This window comes from Pedobacter sp. HMWF019 (genome assembly GCF_003061025.1).
GTDB lineage: Bacteria > Bacteroidota > Bacteroidia > Sphingobacteriales > Sphingobacteriaceae > Pedobacter.
The window spans coordinates 43280-61804 of record NZ_QAIL01000037.1 but is presented as its reverse complement, the minus strand read 5'-3'; the positions used below and the strand labels follow the sequence as shown (position 1 = coordinate 61804).

At 41.3% G+C, this 18525-nt stretch carries 16 protein-coding genes; 13 read left to right on the top strand and 3 right to left on the bottom strand.

Annotated features, from left to right (window positions below; all coding sequences use genetic code 11):
* Positions 1-5 precede the first annotated feature (5 nt).
* The 9 genes from DBR11_RS02480 (at position 6) to ligD (ending at position 9679) form a co-directional block, all read left to right on the top strand.
* Positions 6-800, top strand: a complete 795-nt coding sequence (locus tag DBR11_RS02480; protein ID WP_108550029.1) for an HmuY family protein — start codon at positions 6-8, stop codon at positions 798-800.
* Positions 801-996: 196 nt separating this feature from the next.
* Positions 997-1683, top strand: coding sequence for a hypothetical protein (locus tag DBR11_RS02475; protein WP_108550028.1), 687 nt, complete (start codon positions 997-999; stop codon positions 1681-1683).
* Positions 1684-1777: 94 nt separating this feature from the next.
* Positions 1778-2515, top strand: a complete 738-nt coding sequence (locus tag DBR11_RS02470; RefSeq protein ID WP_108550027.1) for a hypothetical protein — start codon at positions 1778-1780, stop codon at positions 2513-2515.
* 16 nt (positions 2516-2531) lie between these two features.
* Positions 2532-3500, top strand: a complete 969-nt coding sequence (locus DBR11_RS02465) for a hypothetical protein (protein WP_146186440.1) — start codon at positions 2532-2534, stop codon at positions 3498-3500.
* Between the two features lie 48 nt (positions 3501-3548).
* Positions 3549-4106 (top strand): biliverdin-producing heme oxygenase, encoded by a 558-nt coding sequence (locus tag DBR11_RS02460; RefSeq protein WP_108550025.1) that lies wholly within the window; start codon positions 3549-3551, stop codon positions 4104-4106.
* Between the two features lie 6 nt (positions 4107-4112).
* Positions 4113-5645, top strand: coding sequence for a S41 family peptidase (locus tag DBR11_RS02455; RefSeq protein ID WP_108550024.1), 1533 nt, complete (start codon positions 4113-4115; stop codon positions 5643-5645).
* A gap of 1 nt (position 5646) precedes the next feature.
* A complete protein-coding gene (locus tag DBR11_RS02450) occupies positions 5647-5967 on the top strand; it encodes a DUF6686 family protein (protein WP_108550023.1) in 321 nt (106 codons plus the stop codon).
* Positions 5968-5976: 9 nt separating this feature from the next.
* Positions 5977-6963: a helix-turn-helix transcriptional regulator gene (locus DBR11_RS02445; RefSeq protein ID WP_108550022.1), complete on the top strand. Its 987-nt coding sequence runs from the start codon at positions 5977-5979 to the stop codon at positions 6961-6963.
* A gap of 82 nt (positions 6964-7045) precedes the next feature.
* Positions 7046-9679 carry a DNA ligase D gene (ligD, locus tag DBR11_RS02440; protein WP_108550021.1) on the top strand — a complete coding sequence of 878 codons (2634 nt, stop codon included), beginning with the start codon at positions 7046-7048 and terminating at the stop codon, positions 9677-9679.
* Here ligD and DBR11_RS02435 read toward each other — a convergent pair.
* The gene (locus DBR11_RS02435; protein ID WP_108550020.1) at positions 9676-9912 is read right to left on the bottom strand and encodes a hypothetical protein; all 237 of its coding nucleotides are present in this window, start codon (positions 9910-9912) and stop codon (positions 9676-9678) included. The two genes, ligD and DBR11_RS02435, sit on opposite strands and share 4 nt — an antisense overlap.
* Positions 9913-9946: 34 nt before the next feature.
* A complete protein-coding gene (locus tag DBR11_RS02430; protein WP_108550019.1) occupies positions 9947-10855 on the bottom strand; it encodes a hypothetical protein in 909 nt (302 codons plus the stop codon).
* A 233-nt stretch (positions 10856-11088) separates the two neighbouring features.
* On the opposite strand from DBR11_RS02430, the gene DBR11_RS02425 reads away from it, so the two are divergent.
* Complete coding sequence (locus DBR11_RS02425) at positions 11089-13545, top strand: glycoside hydrolase family 2 TIM barrel-domain containing protein (RefSeq protein WP_108550018.1); 2457 nt, start codon at positions 11089-11091, stop codon at positions 13543-13545.
* Position 13546: 1 nt separating this feature from the next.
* Here the strand turns inward: DBR11_RS02425 and DBR11_RS02420 are convergent, their stop codons facing one another.
* On the bottom strand, positions 13547-14347 hold the full coding sequence (locus DBR11_RS02420) for a hypothetical protein (RefSeq protein ID WP_108550017.1): 801 nt from the start codon (positions 14345-14347) through the stop codon (positions 13547-13549).
* A 183-nt stretch (positions 14348-14530) separates the two neighbouring features.
* Between DBR11_RS02420 and DBR11_RS02415 the strand changes: the two genes are divergently transcribed.
* From DBR11_RS02415 to cobA, 3 genes are all read left to right on the top strand, one after another.
* A complete protein-coding gene (locus DBR11_RS02415) occupies positions 14531-15340 on the top strand; it encodes an alpha/beta hydrolase family protein (protein WP_108550045.1) in 810 nt (269 codons plus the stop codon).
* A gap of 295 nt (positions 15341-15635) precedes the next feature.
* Positions 15636-17729, top strand: a complete 2094-nt coding sequence (locus DBR11_RS02410) for a HEPN domain-containing protein (RefSeq protein WP_108550016.1) — start codon at positions 15636-15638, stop codon at positions 17727-17729.
* Positions 17726-18514: a uroporphyrinogen-III C-methyltransferase gene (gene cobA / locus DBR11_RS02405; protein WP_108550015.1), complete on the top strand. Its 789-nt coding sequence runs from the start codon at positions 17726-17728 to the stop codon at positions 18512-18514. Before DBR11_RS02410 ends, cobA begins: the two co-directional genes overlap by 4 nt.
* The last annotated feature ends 11 nt before the right edge of the window (positions 18515-18525 follow it).

The window sequence follows — 18525 nt, the reverse complement described above, 5'->3', positions numbered from 1 at the left end:
CATATATGAAATTGAAAACAAACAAATTATTATACCTGGCACTTGGGCTCCCTTTACTGGTCTTGAGCTGCTCAAAAGGGAGTGAGGCGACGCCGGAAGAAATACCGAGAAAAGGAGAACCCGCTAAAGAAGTGACTACGGGCATTTATACGGTTGTTAATATTAGCCTGGACACGGCTACCAATGGAAACAGTACAGCAAAGACATTCTATTATAGCCTGGAGACCAACAGAATTGTTCCTGAGGCTGAGCGGCAAACGGCGAACTGGGATATTGCTTTTCTGGGCACTTATAACAGTAGTTTATCTGCAAATAATGGTTCTGCGCAGTATTCTGTTGGTTACGGTGGACCTGGTAAGGGTGGATTGTATCTGGTTCAGAATGAAGCTATAGATGCACAATATTATGACAAGGTCAATAAGAAAATCAAAAGCATTCCGTCAAGAAGCCTTTTTGATCAGGCTTTCAATGCTGTGACTACAGCCGTGAGCGATGACCAGTATTTAACCAATGGTTTTGTACAACTGGATCATTTCCAGGGAAGTGAAGACGGTTGGGCCTGGTATGATTTCTACGGCGAACTGTTTCCTGATGCACCTGGAGACACTAAACAACACGTTGCTTATGCTTTGCCTCGTACAATACTGGTGCGAACCGCAAAAGGAAATTATGCGAAAGTAGTCATTTATAGCTTGTACAAAGATGCTCCGGAAAATCCGACAAGGAGTAATAAGCCCGGTTTCATCAATTTTAAATTCGCCATTCAGAAGAATGGTTCAAAGGATCTTAACATCAAGTAAAGATTCCCATAAAATCGTGTTCAATTAAATAATTATATCATCCTACAAACAACAAATGCAGAAAATAAATAATACTACGGCTCACCTCAATCGCAAATCAACGGTGGCATAGACTTATCTATTTCCTGCACTAAACAAATTTTATTTACCAGCCAATTTGCTGACAAAGAGCAAAGGTGGCGAAAATCCATTAAAAATGAAAAATTTCAACATCAAAACCCTGGCAATTGCCGTTGTAACATTAAGTGTCCTTGCTTCATGCAAAAAAGAAAATTCTACTGTACCAGCTGATGCAAAGCTTAGCACAGCTAATGGTCTTGCCGTTTCACCTGTAACCAGTACACCAACTGCTTTTACAGAGGCTACTACAAAAGGAACCATTGCTCTGGTATCGGGCGTATATAATGTGCGTAATTTCCACCAGGGAACCGTTGCTGATTTAACGGATACGACGAAATGGGCTTCAAAAGCCAGTACTTATTATTATAGCATAGTGAACAGCGATGGAGGAAATTCAACTACTTATGATTTTAAATTCCAGGGTTCAGCAACTGGTGATTTTGTAGTAAACAGTGACAAGTTTGATCTTTATTATACTGATGTGGCCTTTGGATCGGTTAGTGGATCTACGTCAAGAACAGCATTGACCGGCGGAGTGATCGGATATAACACCGGAACTACAATTGGATGGTACAATTACGTGATCAGTAATCATCAAGTTACTGCTGTGGCTAACCGTACGATTATATTGATTTCAAAAATAGCGGGTGGTGCAAATTATAAAGTAAGGATCAACAGCATTTATTATAATGCCACGCCAGCAGGCACACCGTATGCTACCAATTATCCTTTCTACAGTCTTGACTACCAAAGATTGTTGTAAGCATTCTATAAACACATAAATATTTGATTGAACAGAGTCAGCTGCCGGGAATTAAGATTTCCGGCAGTTATTAATACTATAAATGTCAATATAAATGAAATTTAAACAATTACTAAAAGTCATATCCAGCCTGGTTATAGGTATTCTTCTAATTTCCTGTAAAAAAACGGAGACGGTTGAACCACCAGCTCAGGCGCAAAACAGGATCCTGTCTTACCAGGTTACGAATGTATCTGGAGATCCGCTAGTAGGCGTAGTGAATGAAACGGAGAAAACCATTAAACTGTACTTGCCTTATTATTTGTACCTGACTGTTCTACAGCCGGATATTAAGGTTTCTGAGGGAGCTGCTGTCAGTCCGGCAAGTGGAACTCTTGTCGAAAATATTCTTGATCTATTTGATCAGAATAAAAATATATCGTATACCGTAACGGGTAAAGACGGGACTAAATCTACCTATAAATTGCTCATCGAAGTACAGCAGGGAGATTTTAAACTGGAAGAGATCAGTACTGCTACAGAAACTACAGAATTGGTGGTTAGCCGATTTGACAATCCCGCATTATACATACCCTGGTCGGGTGATATTCCTTCAGGAAATATTGAGCTGGATCGATCTCTCATCAAAATCACATTAATTGATGAAGCCCAAAAAGAATTTGTAATTAATAACAATAGTGGTTATAAGCTTTTTGCGACAAGCTCAGCCTTAACATACAATTTACAGACGAATACATTTACGGATTTTAAATCCGGTGTTTACAAGATAAAAGTGCGTTTTTACAGTAAGACTGTTACGCTTAAATACCCTGTTAAAATAACGGTAAAATAACCCAAATTTCAGTCAAATGAATATTATAAAATGCCTATTATTTACAGCTGCATCGATGGTCTTACTAGGCCTTTCCTCCTGTAAAAAAACAATAAATGAAATAGACTACCCATTTACTGAGATCAAATCATTTACTGTACCCGCGGTAAATGGTGGTGAGCTCAGTATAGCTATCGATCAGAATACACTTACGCTTTACTGGCCGGGATATACCAATATACCAGATTCTATTGCCCCGGTAATTGTGGTGGCAGAACGGGCTAAAATATCTCCCGCTTCTGGAAAGAAAGTCGCTTTGAAGGATGGTCTGACCTATACGGTAACTGCTCAAAATGGAACTTCAGCAAGCTATAAACTTAAGGTGGTCAACAATCAGGCTCCTCCTCAACTGAACGATGAAAGCCCCTTAGCGACTAAACAATACGACCAGATCAACTTAAATGGGAGAGTCAACTACCTTATTCCGGATCTGGAAAAAACAAAGGCTTATCTGGTGGATGGAAGTGGTCAGGAAATAAGGCTGATGATTGTTGATCTCGGGAGAACAGCGTTAAATCTTTTTGTAGATACCTACGATCAAACCAATCTTCCTGCACCAGGCAAATACAAATTAAAAATTGTGACCGGTGATAAGTCTGTTAGGAGTAAAACAGATTTTATTACGATTAATAAAGCAGATTTTGCACCTCCATATATCTTTAATCCCAGTGCCCAACCAATAAAGGTCAAAAGAGGGACAAGGGTTACTTTACCGTTTCGTAATCTTTCCGGTAATACGATTACCTTAATTTCTTTGGATGGTTTTAATATATTGGACATTGTAAGTGTTGCTGCCGATGGTAAGGGACTCGTGGTTGATATACCAACAGAGCATTCTACGGGTGAATTTTATCTTCCTACAGTGTATTATGACCATGAGGCAACTAAGATCAGCGGAAGTCTCGTTTCTCCAAGATCAATTTCTCCTATTATCATTACAGAATAATATTTTATATAAATCCCAGTTTAGACTATAAACAATAAATAAAAAGATATGTTAAGTACAACCATCAAAGAAGCGACAAAAGAATCGCATTTAAGTTTAGAAAAACAAGTCGTACAAAAATTGAAGGCCATCAGGAGTAATGAAGATTACGCTGATTTCCTGAATCATTTTTACACGTATTTTAGCCAGGTAGAGCAAGCCATTGCACCTTATATTACTGAAGAATTGCTGCCGGACTACAAAGACAGGCGAAATTCTTCTTACCTTAAAAGGGATATAGAAGAACTTGGTGGTCAGATCAATGAGCCTGCAACGATAAACCTTCCGGAAATCACCAATCATTTACAGGCTCTTGGCGCATTATATGTGATGGAAGGCTCTATCATGGGGGGAAGTATCATTGTAAAAATGCTGGAAAAAGGTGGAATTACTAAAGGTGTTTCTTTTTTCTCTGGTTACGGAGAAGCAACTGGTCAAAAATGGGGGAGTTTTGTAGCCGTTTTAAATCAGCAAGCCACAAATGCAGAACAGGAAAAATTAGCCGTTCATGCAGCCAATGAAACTTTTAGCCGCTTTGCAGAAGTTTTTGAGGAGGTGAAGATTTAAAAAAGGATGGTGAAGCCGAGGTATAAAGGGCTCTTTTTGTTACTTCTTACAGGGTTCTTTGCCTGTAAGAAGACTTCTGTTATAGAAACTGAACTTCCCGTTTCCCCAACAACAGGCAGCAGAACGGCCTTTACGCTCGACTCCATTTACCTGTATGCCAGGCAAACTTATTTATGGAATGATGCCTTGCCCGATTATTCCGTATTCAATCCACGAAGATTTACCAGCGGCGCAACAGATCTTCAAAATTTTAAAGCGGCATTATATGCCTTCAGCCAATACAAGATCAATACTGCATCAGGTTTCCCGTTTGAAAAAGGTGCATTGCCCGGTGTACCAAAATACTCTTTTATTGATCTGTATACAGGGAATAAAGGCGTTGTCGCAAGCCTGGATACAGAGGGAAATGGTTATGGTTTTGGGCTGGAGTTCGCTTCATTTGGAGAGGAATTCTACGTGAAACTGGTATATCCTAATTCTCCGGCCGCCATGGCGGGTATAAAACGGGGAGATGAGGTCAGATTTGTGAACGGAACAGCGGCTTCTTCTGCAAGTTTACTGGCTGGCTTGGATGGAGCCTCTCTGACACTGGACCTGCTCAGGCAAGAAGGACTACCGGTAGCTGTCGAGCTTCAAAAGGCTTCCTACCGTAGTGATCCGGTTTTAGATGCACAATTACTTCGCGTAGCAAACAAACCTGTTGCTTATCTTGCCTATGGGCATTTTGCGCCGCTCAGTAGCTCAAAAGAGGGGTTAAATAAAAACTTTGCTGATTTTGCTGTCGGTGGTCATATAGAAACGATGGTCATAGATCTTCGTTACAACCATGGAGGCTATGTGGAAACAGCCAGGTATCTGGCCAATTTGCTGGCAACAAGTGCACTAAATAATAAGGTGATGTGCAGCGAACAATACAACAGTTTGATGCAACAGGGAAAAGCTACCCTCCTGAAAAATCAGCTCTATTTTGATGGAAACGGACAAGCGGTCTATTTAAATGGGCGAAGGGCAACTTATGCGGATGTGGACTTTTCTACAACAGGGAATACTTATCGCTTTAGTAAGGCTGGAAGTTTGCAGACCCTTCAGAATATCTATTTTTTAATTAGCAATGAAACGGCCTCCGCCAGTGAAATGCTGATCAATATTTTAAAACCTTATTTTAAAGTCAAACTGATCGGTAGCCAGACCTATGGAAAACCTGTTGGTTTTTTCGGCATTAAAATAGATCAGTACAACCTGTATACAGCAGGCTTTCTGATCAAAAATGCACAAGGAAACAGCGATTATTTTGATGGCTTTATTCCTGACATTGCTGCAGATGATGACGTAACACATAACTTCGGAGACCCTCAGGAATCCAGCCTGCAGGCCGCCTTACAGGATATCGGACAAACGGAATCGGGGCCGAATAGCCAGCAAAGCAGTGTTGTTAAACAAAAATATGGGTTAAGGCCCAGCGTACAAAGGCTGTCTGGTAATGGCCCGTTTTTTTCCGGCATGATCAAACAGGAAATGAAACTTATAAAAACAGAATGATATGTGTAAGACAAGGGTATTAAGCACCAGGGGAAACACGGTATTGAGCAGTTGTGCAGGCTGCGGAGTATATTACTTATGGCATAATAATTTACTGCTGAATTTTACAGAAGAGGCTTTTCTCTTATTTAGAGAAGTTGTGAACAGTTTGCCTTTTGAAGATAATAGCTTGCCATTTCCTAATGGTGAGAAACGTATTGTGTTGAATACGCCCAATCATGACATCTGCTTCGCTTTTGCAGAAGAGGAATTTGAGGAGTTTAAAATGGCGATAGATGAAGCTATTTATATGAATGAGGTTTATCAGCTGATGCGTAAATAAGAATTAAAGATGAAGATCAAATCGAAAATAGAGGGATCAGATGAATGGCTTTTTATAGAAGAAATTCCCGAACTCTACGTGGCTCATACGCCTTTGTCCGAGAAACAGGTTAATATTAAAAGCCTGCCGGCAGAAAAGCTGGTTAACTATCAGCTCAGTGCCGGTGGTTTATTCCTTGTGCACTCTACCATGCAATTTAATGAGCACGTTAAGGTCATTTCTGAAGTAGAAGGTGAAGCGATTACCTCCCAGTTTATTTTCTACGGATCTTCTTCCTCCATGGAAAAGAATGCGCCCAAAAACAACAGAAGAACAGGCAGCCGGCACAATATCCGTTATATTCCTTCCTTAAAGGGAAAGTATCCAATGATGCCGGAGCTGGAGTATAAATATTTTTTGCTGGTGATGTCCAAACAATATTATTTTCATTTGATAGATCAGCACTCCCTGTTGCATTCTGAGTTTGTAAAGGAAATCCTTAAAGGAAAGTATAGCTCGTTTGCAGCCAAAGATCTCTCCGTTACATCGGAAATGAAGAGGGTGATCAATGATATCTGTGAGTGTAAAAGAACAGGTGAACTGAAAAGACTGCATACAGAGGCCAAAATATTGGAACTGCTGATGCTACAACTTGAACAGATGCATTCAGGGACGGAAGTAGACAAGTACCTGATCAAGCAGGATGACCTCAAAAAAATTGAACATGCCAGGGATATCCTGGATGCCACCTACCAATATCCGCCAACCATTATTGAGTTGTCTAAACAGGTAACTCTAAATGAATTTAAGTTGAAAAAGGGCTTTAAAGAGTATTACGGAACGACCATTTATGGTTATGTGACTCGTTTAAGAATGGAAGAAGCGAGGAGGCTGATTCTGGAGGAACGGAAAAGTATAGGCCAGGTGGCTGCGGCCGTTGGATTTAACCATCAGAGTCATTTAACGGAAGCTTTTAAACGTTACTTCGGAATTTTACCCAGTGAAGTGATGGTCTAAAGGTTTAATAACCTGGTTTTTATTAAATTCTAAACCATATCATTTTTTAGATTGTTAACCCTGCAGTCAAACCTACAGGGATATGAGTCTGGAAAAATACAGTGCCAAGCGCGATTTTAGTAAAACGAAAGAGCCTGAATCAGGAAAAAGTAAGGATCGGGAAAAACTTTCATTTGTTATTCAGAAACATGATGCCAGCCGGCTTCACTATGATTTCAGGCTGGAAATGGATGGTGTACTGAAAAGCTGGGCGGTGCCTAAAGGTCCTTCTACAGACCCTAAGACCAAACGTCTGGCCATGATGGTAGAAGATCATCCCTTTGATTACCGGAATTTTGAAGGACTGATCCCAAAAGGGGAGTATGGAGGAGGAACTGTAATTGTATGGGACCAGGGTACCTACGAACCTATAGAAAAAATTAAAGGAAAAAAGGCCCAGGAAAGATTTCTGCTCAAACAGCTGGAAGCAGGTTCATTGAAGTTTAAACTTCATGGTGAAAAGTTACAAGGTGAATTTGCCCTGGTGAAAACCCATGGAATGGCGGAGAACAGCTGGTTGCTGATCAAGCATAATGATGATTATGCATCGGTGAAGGACATCACTAAAGAAGATAAATCTGTGATTTCCAATAAAACCATTGCCCAGGCGGAGAAGAGCAGTGACCAGATCTGGCACAGCAATCAAAAGGATGTAAAAGCCCAGCTAAAAAGTACGGCAAAAATGAAATTTCCAACAGCCCAGAAACCTATGCTGGCTACCCTGGTCGATGGACCTTTTGATGATCCTGATTGGCAATATGAAGTAAAATGGGATGGATACCGTGCTTTGGCTTACCTGAATAACGGAAAAGTGGAACTCCTATCTAGAAATAAGAAAAGTTTTAACGATAAATTTTACCCGATTCGTGACTTGCTGGAGGGCTGGAAGATGAATGCAGTACTGGATGGTGAGGTTTTGGTCTTAAATGATAAAGGGGTTTCTAATTTTGGAGATCTTCAGAACTGGAGAAGTGAAGCTGACGGAGAACTGGTTTATTACGTATTTGATCTGCTGTGGTATGATGGTAAAGACCTGAGAGAATTGCCCTTGTGCCAGCGTCAGGATATTTTGAAGACCATTTTACCGCAACAGGACGACCGGGTACGTTTGAGCAAAGTGTTTAATGCCAGAGGTATAGATTTCTATGCGGCTGCAGAGCGAATGGGGCTTGAAGGAATTATTGCAAAGAAAAAAGACAGTACTTATTCTTACAACTACCGTTCAAAGGAGTGGGTCAAAATTAAGGTCCATAAAAGGCAGGAAGTAGTGATTGCAGGTTACACAAAGAATGCCAATACCCCTAAAGCCTTCAGTTCCCTGTTGTTGGGTGTTTATGAAAATGGTAAACTCCAGTACGTTGGGAAGGTGGGTACTGGGTTCAACGATCAGTTGCAAAAGGAAATGATGGCTCAATTTAAACCTTTAATTACAGATAAAAGCCCTTTTGAAGAACTCCCTGATGTCAATAAACCTTCAAGGTTCAGGCCGAACCCTCCAAATGCCAAAGCCACTTGGCTAAAGCCGGAACTGGTTTGTGAGGTTGCTTTTTCAGAAGTGACTTCTGATGGGGTATTCCGGCATCCTTCTTTTAAAGGGATGCGTATAGACAAGAAAGCGAGAGAGGTGCTGCGGGAAACCGCAGCGCCGAAAGAAGATATTTTGGAAAAAACAGAAAAGATTGTGAAAGAAGAAGCTACAGATAGGCATCAGGAAGCCATAACACCTCCAAAAAACAAACAAAGAAAAACCCTGTTGAACCCTAAAGATGAAACGCAGGTTCGAAAGATCTGCGGGCATGAATTGAAGTTTACACATTTGAGTAAACTCTATTGGCCTGAAGATAAAGTAAGTAAACGAGACCTGTTTAATTATTATTACCAGGTTGCTGAATATATTTTACCTTACCTGAAAGACCGTCCAATGTCACTGAACCGCTTTCCCGGAGGCATTCATGGAAAAGGATTTTACCAGAAAGATGTGACCAATACGGCACCAGACTGGGCGAAGACCTTTCCTTATACCACCAGTGAAGGAGAGGAAAAGGAGTATCTGGTTGGTGCCGATGAGGCAACATTACTGTGGATGGCCTCACTGGGTTGTATCGAAATGAATCCCTGGTTCAGTCGGGTAGAATCTCCCGATCAACCCGACTATTGTGTCATAGATCTGGATCCGGATAAGAATACCTTTGATCAGGTCGTTGCTGCAGCGCTTGAGGTGAAAGAGGTGTTGGATGCTATCGACCTACCTTCCTTCTGTAAAACATCTGGATCAACCGGTATGCATATTTATATTCCTTTGGGCGCAAAATACACCTACGACCAAAGCCAGATGTTTGCCCGGATCATTGTGAATCTGGTCCATAAACAAATTCCGGAATATACCAGTCTGGAAAGAATGGTGGCCAACAGAAAAGGAAAAATGTATCTGGATTTTTTACAAAACCGGCCGGGAGCAACTATCGCCGGCCCTTATTCTCTTCGCCCTAAACCTGGAGCCACAGTGTCTATGCCGCTGCACTGGGACGAAGTAAAACCTGGTTTAAAAATGCAGGATTTTACGATTTTCAATGCCATAGACCGGTTGAAAGTAAAAGGAGACTTGTTTAAAGGTGTACTTGGTAAGGGGATTGACCTGGAGAAAGCCATTCGGAAAGCGAAATCTGTCTTCGGCTAAATACCTTCTGCGGGGGCTTCATAGGCGTCGATCTGTTTGCCGATGAGATTAATGATTTCCATTGGTATGGGTTCATCAGAACACCAGCAGTTGTTGTTATCGGTGTCTTTATAAACCACACCAAGGCGGTTTTTGTCTTCATAAACCTCATAGATCGGCTCATAAGGATCTGGAAAAACCAGCAATGTGGTTATATTTCCTGAAATGTTGATCTGGATGTCAAATGGTTCCATAGTTTTTACATAACAATACTGTGCAAAAATGGTTTTACTGGATCAATACCCCCGCTATTCCGCAACATGCTTTCACCAAGATCAATCCATCAATGACGATCAGGTAGAAGAGGATATTTTTTCGCTTGTTCATTGAATAGGCTACAATTGTGGTCAGTACAAAGGGAATAAGGTTTAAGACGACACTCATCAGCAAGAAATGTTTGAGGTAAGCAAAAATGCATAGAGAAAGCATCCCAACCAGCAGCAAAGGAATCAATACATTAAAAATGGTTTTCCTCAAGCCCATTCTAACGGTGAAGGTTTTCAGCTCCCTGTTGGCGTCAATCGCATAATCTTTCATGTCAAACATGATGGCATTAACGGTACAGAACATCCAGTTCTTCATGAAGAGCCATATCCAGAAAACGCCTTCTGCTCCATTGATGCCTGTTTCGATTCTAAGCACCACCAGCGGTACGATATTGGCTGTACAAGCCCAAACAAAACCAATCACAAAAGGCTTTAACCAGCCCGTGTTTCTTAAGTTGAGGTTGAAAAAATAGGAAGGGAGCAGACCATAATATAATACTGCGGCCAGCAGCAGGACAAATACAATGATCCAGTAAATGATCGGAAGATGAAAAATTGCGTAAAAATTATGAAAGAACAGGTAGAGGAAGATCAATATACTGGCTGAGCCCAGAATTAACTGACTCAACTTTACAGTAGGCTGATGTTCTGAATACCATTTTGATCTTGGATTGAGGTCAGAAGCAAATTTATTGACCCCCATATAAGCATAGGTGTAGTACACCACCGGGACCAGGGAAATCAGGATATAGTACCATAAAGAATTGAAAGGCAGTTTTAGCTGGAGGGTGGATTCAATGGTTAAGGCGAGAGCAAGCAGGCCAACAAAGTAGTTTCCAAAAAATATAAATTTTACAATTTTTAATCCCATTTCATTGGCAGCTGTACATAACTATCCTTTTGCAAATAACCTTTGTAATTTAGGAACAAAGAGGCATTATATTGGAATGGAATCTATAAAATATTTTGTGGCCCCTAAAATAGGTTGTAAAAACTGAATCTTTTGCCAATTTAACAGAGTGTTGTGGTAACACTTTGGTTAACTTTGAGATTTATGCCCCTAATTCCTGAAATTAGGCATTTAATAGTAGCCAAATAACCTTTATGTTGAAGAGAAATTTACTTTTGATCTTATTGATCCTGTGCAGTCCGTTACTTCATGCACAATCCTCCAAACGACTCATCCAAAACTGGGAATATCTTAAAGGAGACCTGGGGGGAATCTGGGAAGCTGTAAGGCCCGTTAAAGAGGGGAATCCGGAAAGCCTGCCAATTTGGGAAAAAGTAAATCTGCCACATTGTTTTAATGCACATGATGCCGTAGATCCCGATGTAAATTACTATCAGGGCCCAGGCTGGTACCGCATTTTGCTGGATGTGAATAATCCTTATGCAAAAGGACGGACCCTGCTTCACTTTGAAGGTGCCGGCCAGAAAACAAAAGTATATCTCTATACCACTAAAGTAGTCGAACATACGGGTGGCTATGATGAATGGACCGCCGATCTGACCGAGGCTGTCGAAGCCTTTAAAAAAAGGCCTGAATTTCAGACCCAGTTTAAAGGTAAAGTTCCCCTGGTCATTCGGTGCGACAATTCCAGAGACTTGGAAATGATTCCTTCTAACTTATCGGATTTTAATGTGTACGGAGGTCTTTATAGATATGTAAATCTGGTTTATACCCCAGCTTTGTCGGTTGATAAGCTGTTTGCCCATGCGGAGGTGGATGCAAAAGGAGAAAATGGTAAATTGGATATTAAAGCCAGATTATACAATCCTGATCAGATTGCTTCAGCAATGGTCAAGATTAGTGTGAAGAATCCCTCTGGGAAAGTGGTTTATAATTTTAATAAGCAATTGAATACGTTTAAAAGCGACTCCTTGTTGAGCAATATCCAGGTCAAGTCGCCAAAGCTTTGGTCGCCCGACGTTCCTCAGTTGTATACGGTAAACTTAAGTATAACAGCCAACGGAGAAACGGTGAAAAAGGAAGAAAAGATAGGCTTCCGGAATTTTGAGTTTGTAAAAAAGGGGCCGTTCATGCTGAATGGCAAAAGATTGCTACTGCGCGGAACGCACCGTCATGAAGATCATGCTGATGTTGCGGCCGCGATGACCGAAGATATGATTCGGACGGAAATCAGGATGATGAAAGAAATGGGCGTAAATTTTATTCGCCTTGGTCATTATCAGCAATCCAGAATTGTGCTCAACTTGTGCGATAGTCTGGGCATTCTGGTCTGGGAAGAAATTCCATGGTGCAGAGGTGGTTTGGGTGGACAGATCTATCAGGATCAGGCCAAAAGGATGCTGACCCATATGGTAGAACAGCATTACAATCACCCATCCATCATTATTTGGGGAATGGGAAATGAGAACGACTGGCCGGGTGATTTCCCGGAGTTTGATCAGCAGAAAATCAGGACATTTATGAAGGAACTTAACGACCTTTCCCATCAGCTGGATCCTTCCAGAAAAACCGCCATCCGAAGGTGTGACTTCTGTAAAGACATAGTCGATGTGTATTCTCCCTCCATCTGGGCAGGCTGGTACCGCGGAAATTACACAGAATATAAAGCAGTAAGTGAAGAGGAATTTAATAAAGTAGATCATTTTTTACACGTAGAATGGGGTGGCGACAGTCATGCAAGAAGACATTCGGAGAACCCGGACAATGCCTTAAGCAAAATTAAAATTGGTGGCGGAGCAGATGAACGTGCCGGAGATGCCTCACTTTATGGTGGTGCAGCAAGGGTATCTAAAGATGGTGATTGGAGTGAAAGCTATATTAGTAATCTGATCGATTGGCACTTGAAGGAGCAGGAAAAAATGCCTTGGTTAAGCGGGGCAGCTTACTGGCCATTTAAAGATTTCTCTACCCCTGTGAGGCCGGAAAACCCGGTTCCCTATGTAAATCAGAAGGGTGTTATAGAAAGGGACTTCACAAAGAAAGAAGCTTTCTATGTTTTTCAGTCTTACTGGACAACCCAGCCTATGGCACACATTTACGGTCACAGCTGGCCAGTGCGGTGGGGTGAGGAAGGAGAAGAAAAAATGGTTAAGGTGTATTCCAACTGTGATGAGGCGGAGTTATTTGTGAATGGCAAAAGTTACGGTGTGAAAAAGCGCAATAGTCAGAATTTCCCAGCTGCAGGTTTGCGTTGGCAGGTGCCCATGGTAAAAGGAAAATATACCTTTAAGGTGGTTGCCAAAAAAGGAAAAACAACAGTGACCGATCAGATAGAACAGGAATACCAAAGTGATAAATGGTCTAAGCCAACTAAATTTGTGCTCCAGAAAGCGGGAGAACAGGACGGAATAGCCACACTGGAAGTTAAAGCTTTTGATTCAAAAGGTGTCCTTTGTCTGGATGCGATGAACCTGGTGGAATTCTCTTTGACCGGTGATGGCAGCCTGATCCAGGACCAGGGAACATCAACCGGTTCCAGAAAAGTTCAGCTCTATAATGGCCGCGCCATTATCCGGGTAAAGACAAATGGAGGAAAAAGTGTAGCAAGCGTCAAATCAGCCGGTCTTCCAACAGCCTTTGTAAACTTATAAATCAGGGAAGGGTTTTGTAGGTCAGGGTGAAGGTGGTCGTCAGGCCGCCTTCCATTAAGGTCTGTTTTGAAGGATAATTTTGCGAATTGTATGCGTAACTGCAGGTATAACCTTTGTCAGTGGATATAGCGGTTTTGCTTAATAAGTTGCCTGTAACCGAATAGAAAAGGAATTTGTACTGGCTTTCTAGATTAAACAGGAGCGCATTTGGGACAGCGTTGCACAGTCCCTTTTTTTGATCATAAGTGCAAATGCAGGTCTCTGATTTTAAAGAAGGCTTTTCAATTTCGGTACGGATCAGATTATCCTGCTGGTCATAAGTATAAATTTTATGCTCCAATAGCCGATCATGCAAGTCAAAGGTGCTGACTTCTGATATTCGGTTACCAGAATCATATCCGATCGATAGATGACCAATAGGCGTAAATGCAGGGCCGCTTATTTTAAATTGGTTAATGGTATTTACCCTGCCACCGGCATCCCGAAAATAATCAGATGAATAAACAATCTGGTTGTTTTCGTAGATTTCAAAGCCGGAAGCCAATTTGTTTTTGTTGTATTTGATCAGCTCTTTTCTGCCCGTATTATCTTCTGCAGAAAGGAGCATATTAGAGTTTTCAAGGTATTTCAACTGTATCTGCTGTTTGGGAGATTCCAGCTTAACAGGAATAAATAACTGATTGTTGTTTACCGTAGGAACGACGATTGGTTTTTCTTCCGAAGGCGTAATTTTTCTGCAACCGGTTTCCCAAAAAATGATTACCGTTAAGGCGAATACAGTGGTTTTTACTACAAAATTCATGATGAAAAGAATTGGTTCCTTTCAAATGTGTTCTTTATTTTTACGAAAAAAAAATTAATAACCTAAAAAAGAATGTAATTTCTAAAATAGGTAGTGAATGTCGTTTAATGCAGATGGTCAATGCTTTTTTTTAAAAATTTGAACCTATTTTATATCTTAACCAAAATAAACCGAACCCTTGCTATGAACAAACTCTTTGGAACACTATTGCTGATTTTTTTAACAACATCATTATGGGCCGCAAAAGTAGATACCGCTCTTACCTATAGTCCCTCCATGAAGAAAAATATCAAGGCCGTGGTTGTTTTGCCAGATGGATATGAAGGTCAGTCTCATTTTCCTGTAGTGTATCTTTTGCACGGTCATGGAGGAAGCTATAACGATTACATCAAGAATATTCCGGCCATTAAAGATGTTGCCGACCAATTTCATATGATACTGGTTTGCGCCGATGGAAATGTATCCAGCTGGTATCTGGACAGCCCGGAAGACTCCGGCTGGAAATATGAAACTTATGTTAGCTCAGAATTGGTGAGCTGGATCGATCAACATTATAAAACAATAGCCTCCAGAAAAGGCCGGGCCATTACCGGGCTGAGTATGGGTGGACATGGCGCGCTTTCCCTGGCGATTAAACATCAGGATGTTTTTGGCGCTGCCGGAAGCATGAGTGGTGGGCTTGACCTGCGACCTTTCCCTGACAACTGGAACATCTCTAAACGTTTGGGAACCTATGCTCAATACCCGGAGAGATGGACCGCAAACAGCGTAACCGAGATGTTGCCCCTGCTCAGTAAACATCAACTTTCTCTGATTATTGATTGTGGAAAAGACGATTTCTTTTACCAGGTTAACCTGAAATTTCATGAGAAACTGCTCTATAATAATATTCCTCATGATTTTATTATTCGCCCTGGCAGCCACAACTGGGATTACTGGTCTAATGCCATCACTTATCAACTACTTTATTTCCATAAGTTTTTCCAAAGCTAGGCTATAATCGGTTTTTCTATTGTAAAATTCATAAGCTTTCTCTAGTTACAGTAGCTTGTATTATAGGTTTATAGCCCTTTCTTAAAAATATATAAAATAATTTCATCCATAAAGACTATATATCCTATATACTTTATATATTTGTGATATGAACAAAACAACCATGATTAAAAATAATATGATGTTCCTGTGTTGTAGGCGCAGCGCTTAAGACTGTTATGGGGTAAAATATATAGAAACTTCTTCGGTCTAACCAACGGGGAAGTTTTTTTTTAATCAAAAACTTAGAATAAACATGCAAAGTTTTAGAACAGAACTTGAAAATCCTGTCGTAGAGCAGGATATCATTGATCTTGAAAAAAAGATCCGTCTCTTTAGGGAAGGTCTTATTCATGATGAAAAATTCAGGAGCCTGCGTCTGGCCAGAGGGATTTATGGTCAGAGACAACCTGGGGTGCAAATGATCCGCATTAAGCTGCCCTTTGGTAAAGTTACTTTCAGGCAACTGCTGAAAATAGCCGATGTTGCCGATGAATATGGCAGTGGTAATCTGCATTTGACCACAAGACAGGATATCCAAATGCACTATGTAAGCCTGGACAGAACACCCGAGCTCTGGGATCAGCTGGAAAGAGATGACATCACCTTGCGTGAAGCCTGCGGAAATACCGTTAGAAATGTAACTTCATCACCTGATTCTGGTATTAATCCGGAAGAACCTTTTGATGTTTCGCCTTATGCACATGCTGTATTTTCTTATTTCCTGAGGAATCCGATTTGCCAGGAAATGGGCCGGAAGATTAAGATTTCCTTCTCTTCAACAGAGAAAGATACTGCATTCAGCTATATTCATGATCTGGGTTTTATTCCAAAGATTAATGAAAAAGGAGAACGCGGGTTTAAGGTCTTGTTTGCAGGAGGTTTAGGGGCACAACCATTTTTAGCCCATCCGGTACATGAGTTTCTTCCGGAAGATCAGATCATTCCTTATACAGAATCTGTATTGCGTGTTTTTGATCGTTATGGAGAGCGAAACAACCGGAATAAAGCACGTTTAAAATATCTGGTTCAAAAGCTTGGATTGGATGAAGTGTTAAGACTGGTAGATGAAGAACGTACGGCCAATAAATCTAAAAGTTTTAAAATCGACCTAAATACCGTTCCTCTGCCCGAACCGCCGCCAGCTTTACCTGCTGAAGCGACAGAAGCAGAAGATACACCGGCCTATCAGCGTTGGCTGGCTACTAACGTGTTTGAACAAAAACAAACAGGTTTTTACGGCGTCTATATTAAAGTAAGAATAGGGGATATCCGCACATTTATGGCCCGGGAACTCGTTGCAGCAATACAACCTTATGTTGCCGACGAGATTCGCATTACGCAGAACCAAGGCTTGCTGTTGAAATTTGTACGTAAATCGGCCTTGCCGGTTTTGTTTGAAAAGTTAAACGCGCTGGGCTTTGCTGCCCCGGGCTTTGACAGTATTGCAGACATTACCACCTGCCCTGGAACAGATACTTGTAACCTGGGAATTTCCAACAGTATGTCACTTGCGGCGACGCTCGAAGAATTGGTTTATGAAGAATATCCTCATTTAATCTATGATAAAGATATCAAAGTGAAAATTAGTGGCTGTATGAATTCTTGCGGTCAGCACGGTCTGGCACATATTGGTTTTCATGGCAGTTCGGTCAAAGCCAATGGCAAAGTAGTACCTGCCGTTCAGGTGATGTTGGGTGGTGGAACAGTAGGGGACGGTGAAGGCCGGGTATCTGAGCGCGTAATTAAAGTCCCTTCAAAAAGAGCCACCTCCGTTTTAAGAGTTGTGCTGGACGATTACCACGGTAAAGCGGAAGAAGGAGAAACTTTTCACCAGTATTATGATCGTCTAACCAAAGATCATTTTTATCAGTTGTTGAAGCCATTGGCTGATCTGACCAATCTGAAGGATGAGGAATATGTAGACTGGGGCCATGAAGAAACTTTTGAAACTGCTATTGGCGTGGGCGAATGTGCAGGTGTAGTGATTGACCTGGTTGCGACCCTTTTATTGGAAGGAGAAGAAAAACTGGGATGGGCAAGAAGATCTTATGAGGCAGGTGCCTGGGCAGATGCCATCTATCATACCTACAGTGTTTTAGTCAATACAGCAAAAGCTTTGTTACTGGATAAAAGTGTCAATAGCAGTACACAAGCCGGAGTAATCCGTGAGTTTGATGCTAATTATGTAGATAGCGGAGAGGTACAGCTAAATGGCAGTTTCAGTGATCTGGTATTGCAAATCAATAAGAATGAACCGACTGAACAATTTGCAACCACTTACCTGGAGGCTGCAGAAAGATTCTATCTGGAAATGAAAGCAAAAAGAGAGGGGGCGTTTCAACAATGATTACACAAAAAACAGGGTTCAAAGAACCCAGAATCACTTTAGTTGGGGCAGGTCCGGGAGATCCTGAACTAATCACGATGAAAGGGGCTAATGCCTTGAAATCAGCAGATGTAATCCTTTATGATGCTTTGGTAGACGAGGCCATCCTGGACTACGGACATGCAGATGCGATACGGATTTATGTGGGTAAAAGATCAGGAGAACACTCCTTATCCCAGGATAAGATCAATAAACTGATGGTTGATTATGCCTTGAATTACGGACATGTGGTGCGTTTGAAAGGCGGAGATCCCTTTGTTTTTGGAAGAGGTTATGAAGAACTGGACTATGCTGCCGGATACAGTATTCCGGTACAGGTTATTCCGGGTCTTTCCAGCTCCATTTCTGTTCCAGGGCTTCAGCAAATCCCGGTAACCCACAGGGGCTTAAGTGAAAGCTTTTGGGTGGTTACTGGTACAACAGCATCTGGTGCCATTTCTAACGACCTTTATGAAGCTGCAAGAACGAAAGCGACAGTAGTGGTGCTGATGGGATTGGGTAAACTGAAAGAAATTGTAAAACTTTTTCAGAATGAAGGAAAAAATAAACTTCCTGTAGCTGCCATTCAGAGTGGTTCAACCGAAGAGGAAAAACTGGCGATCGGAATTGTAGATACCATTGAAGAAATTGTTTTGGAAAAAGGAATCAAAGCACCAGCCTTGCTCGTTTTTGGAGAGGTGGTTTCTTTACATCCTTCTTTCCAGCCCATCAAGGATTTTTACAAAGCATTAAAAGAAGAACTCTAAGCAACAGACAA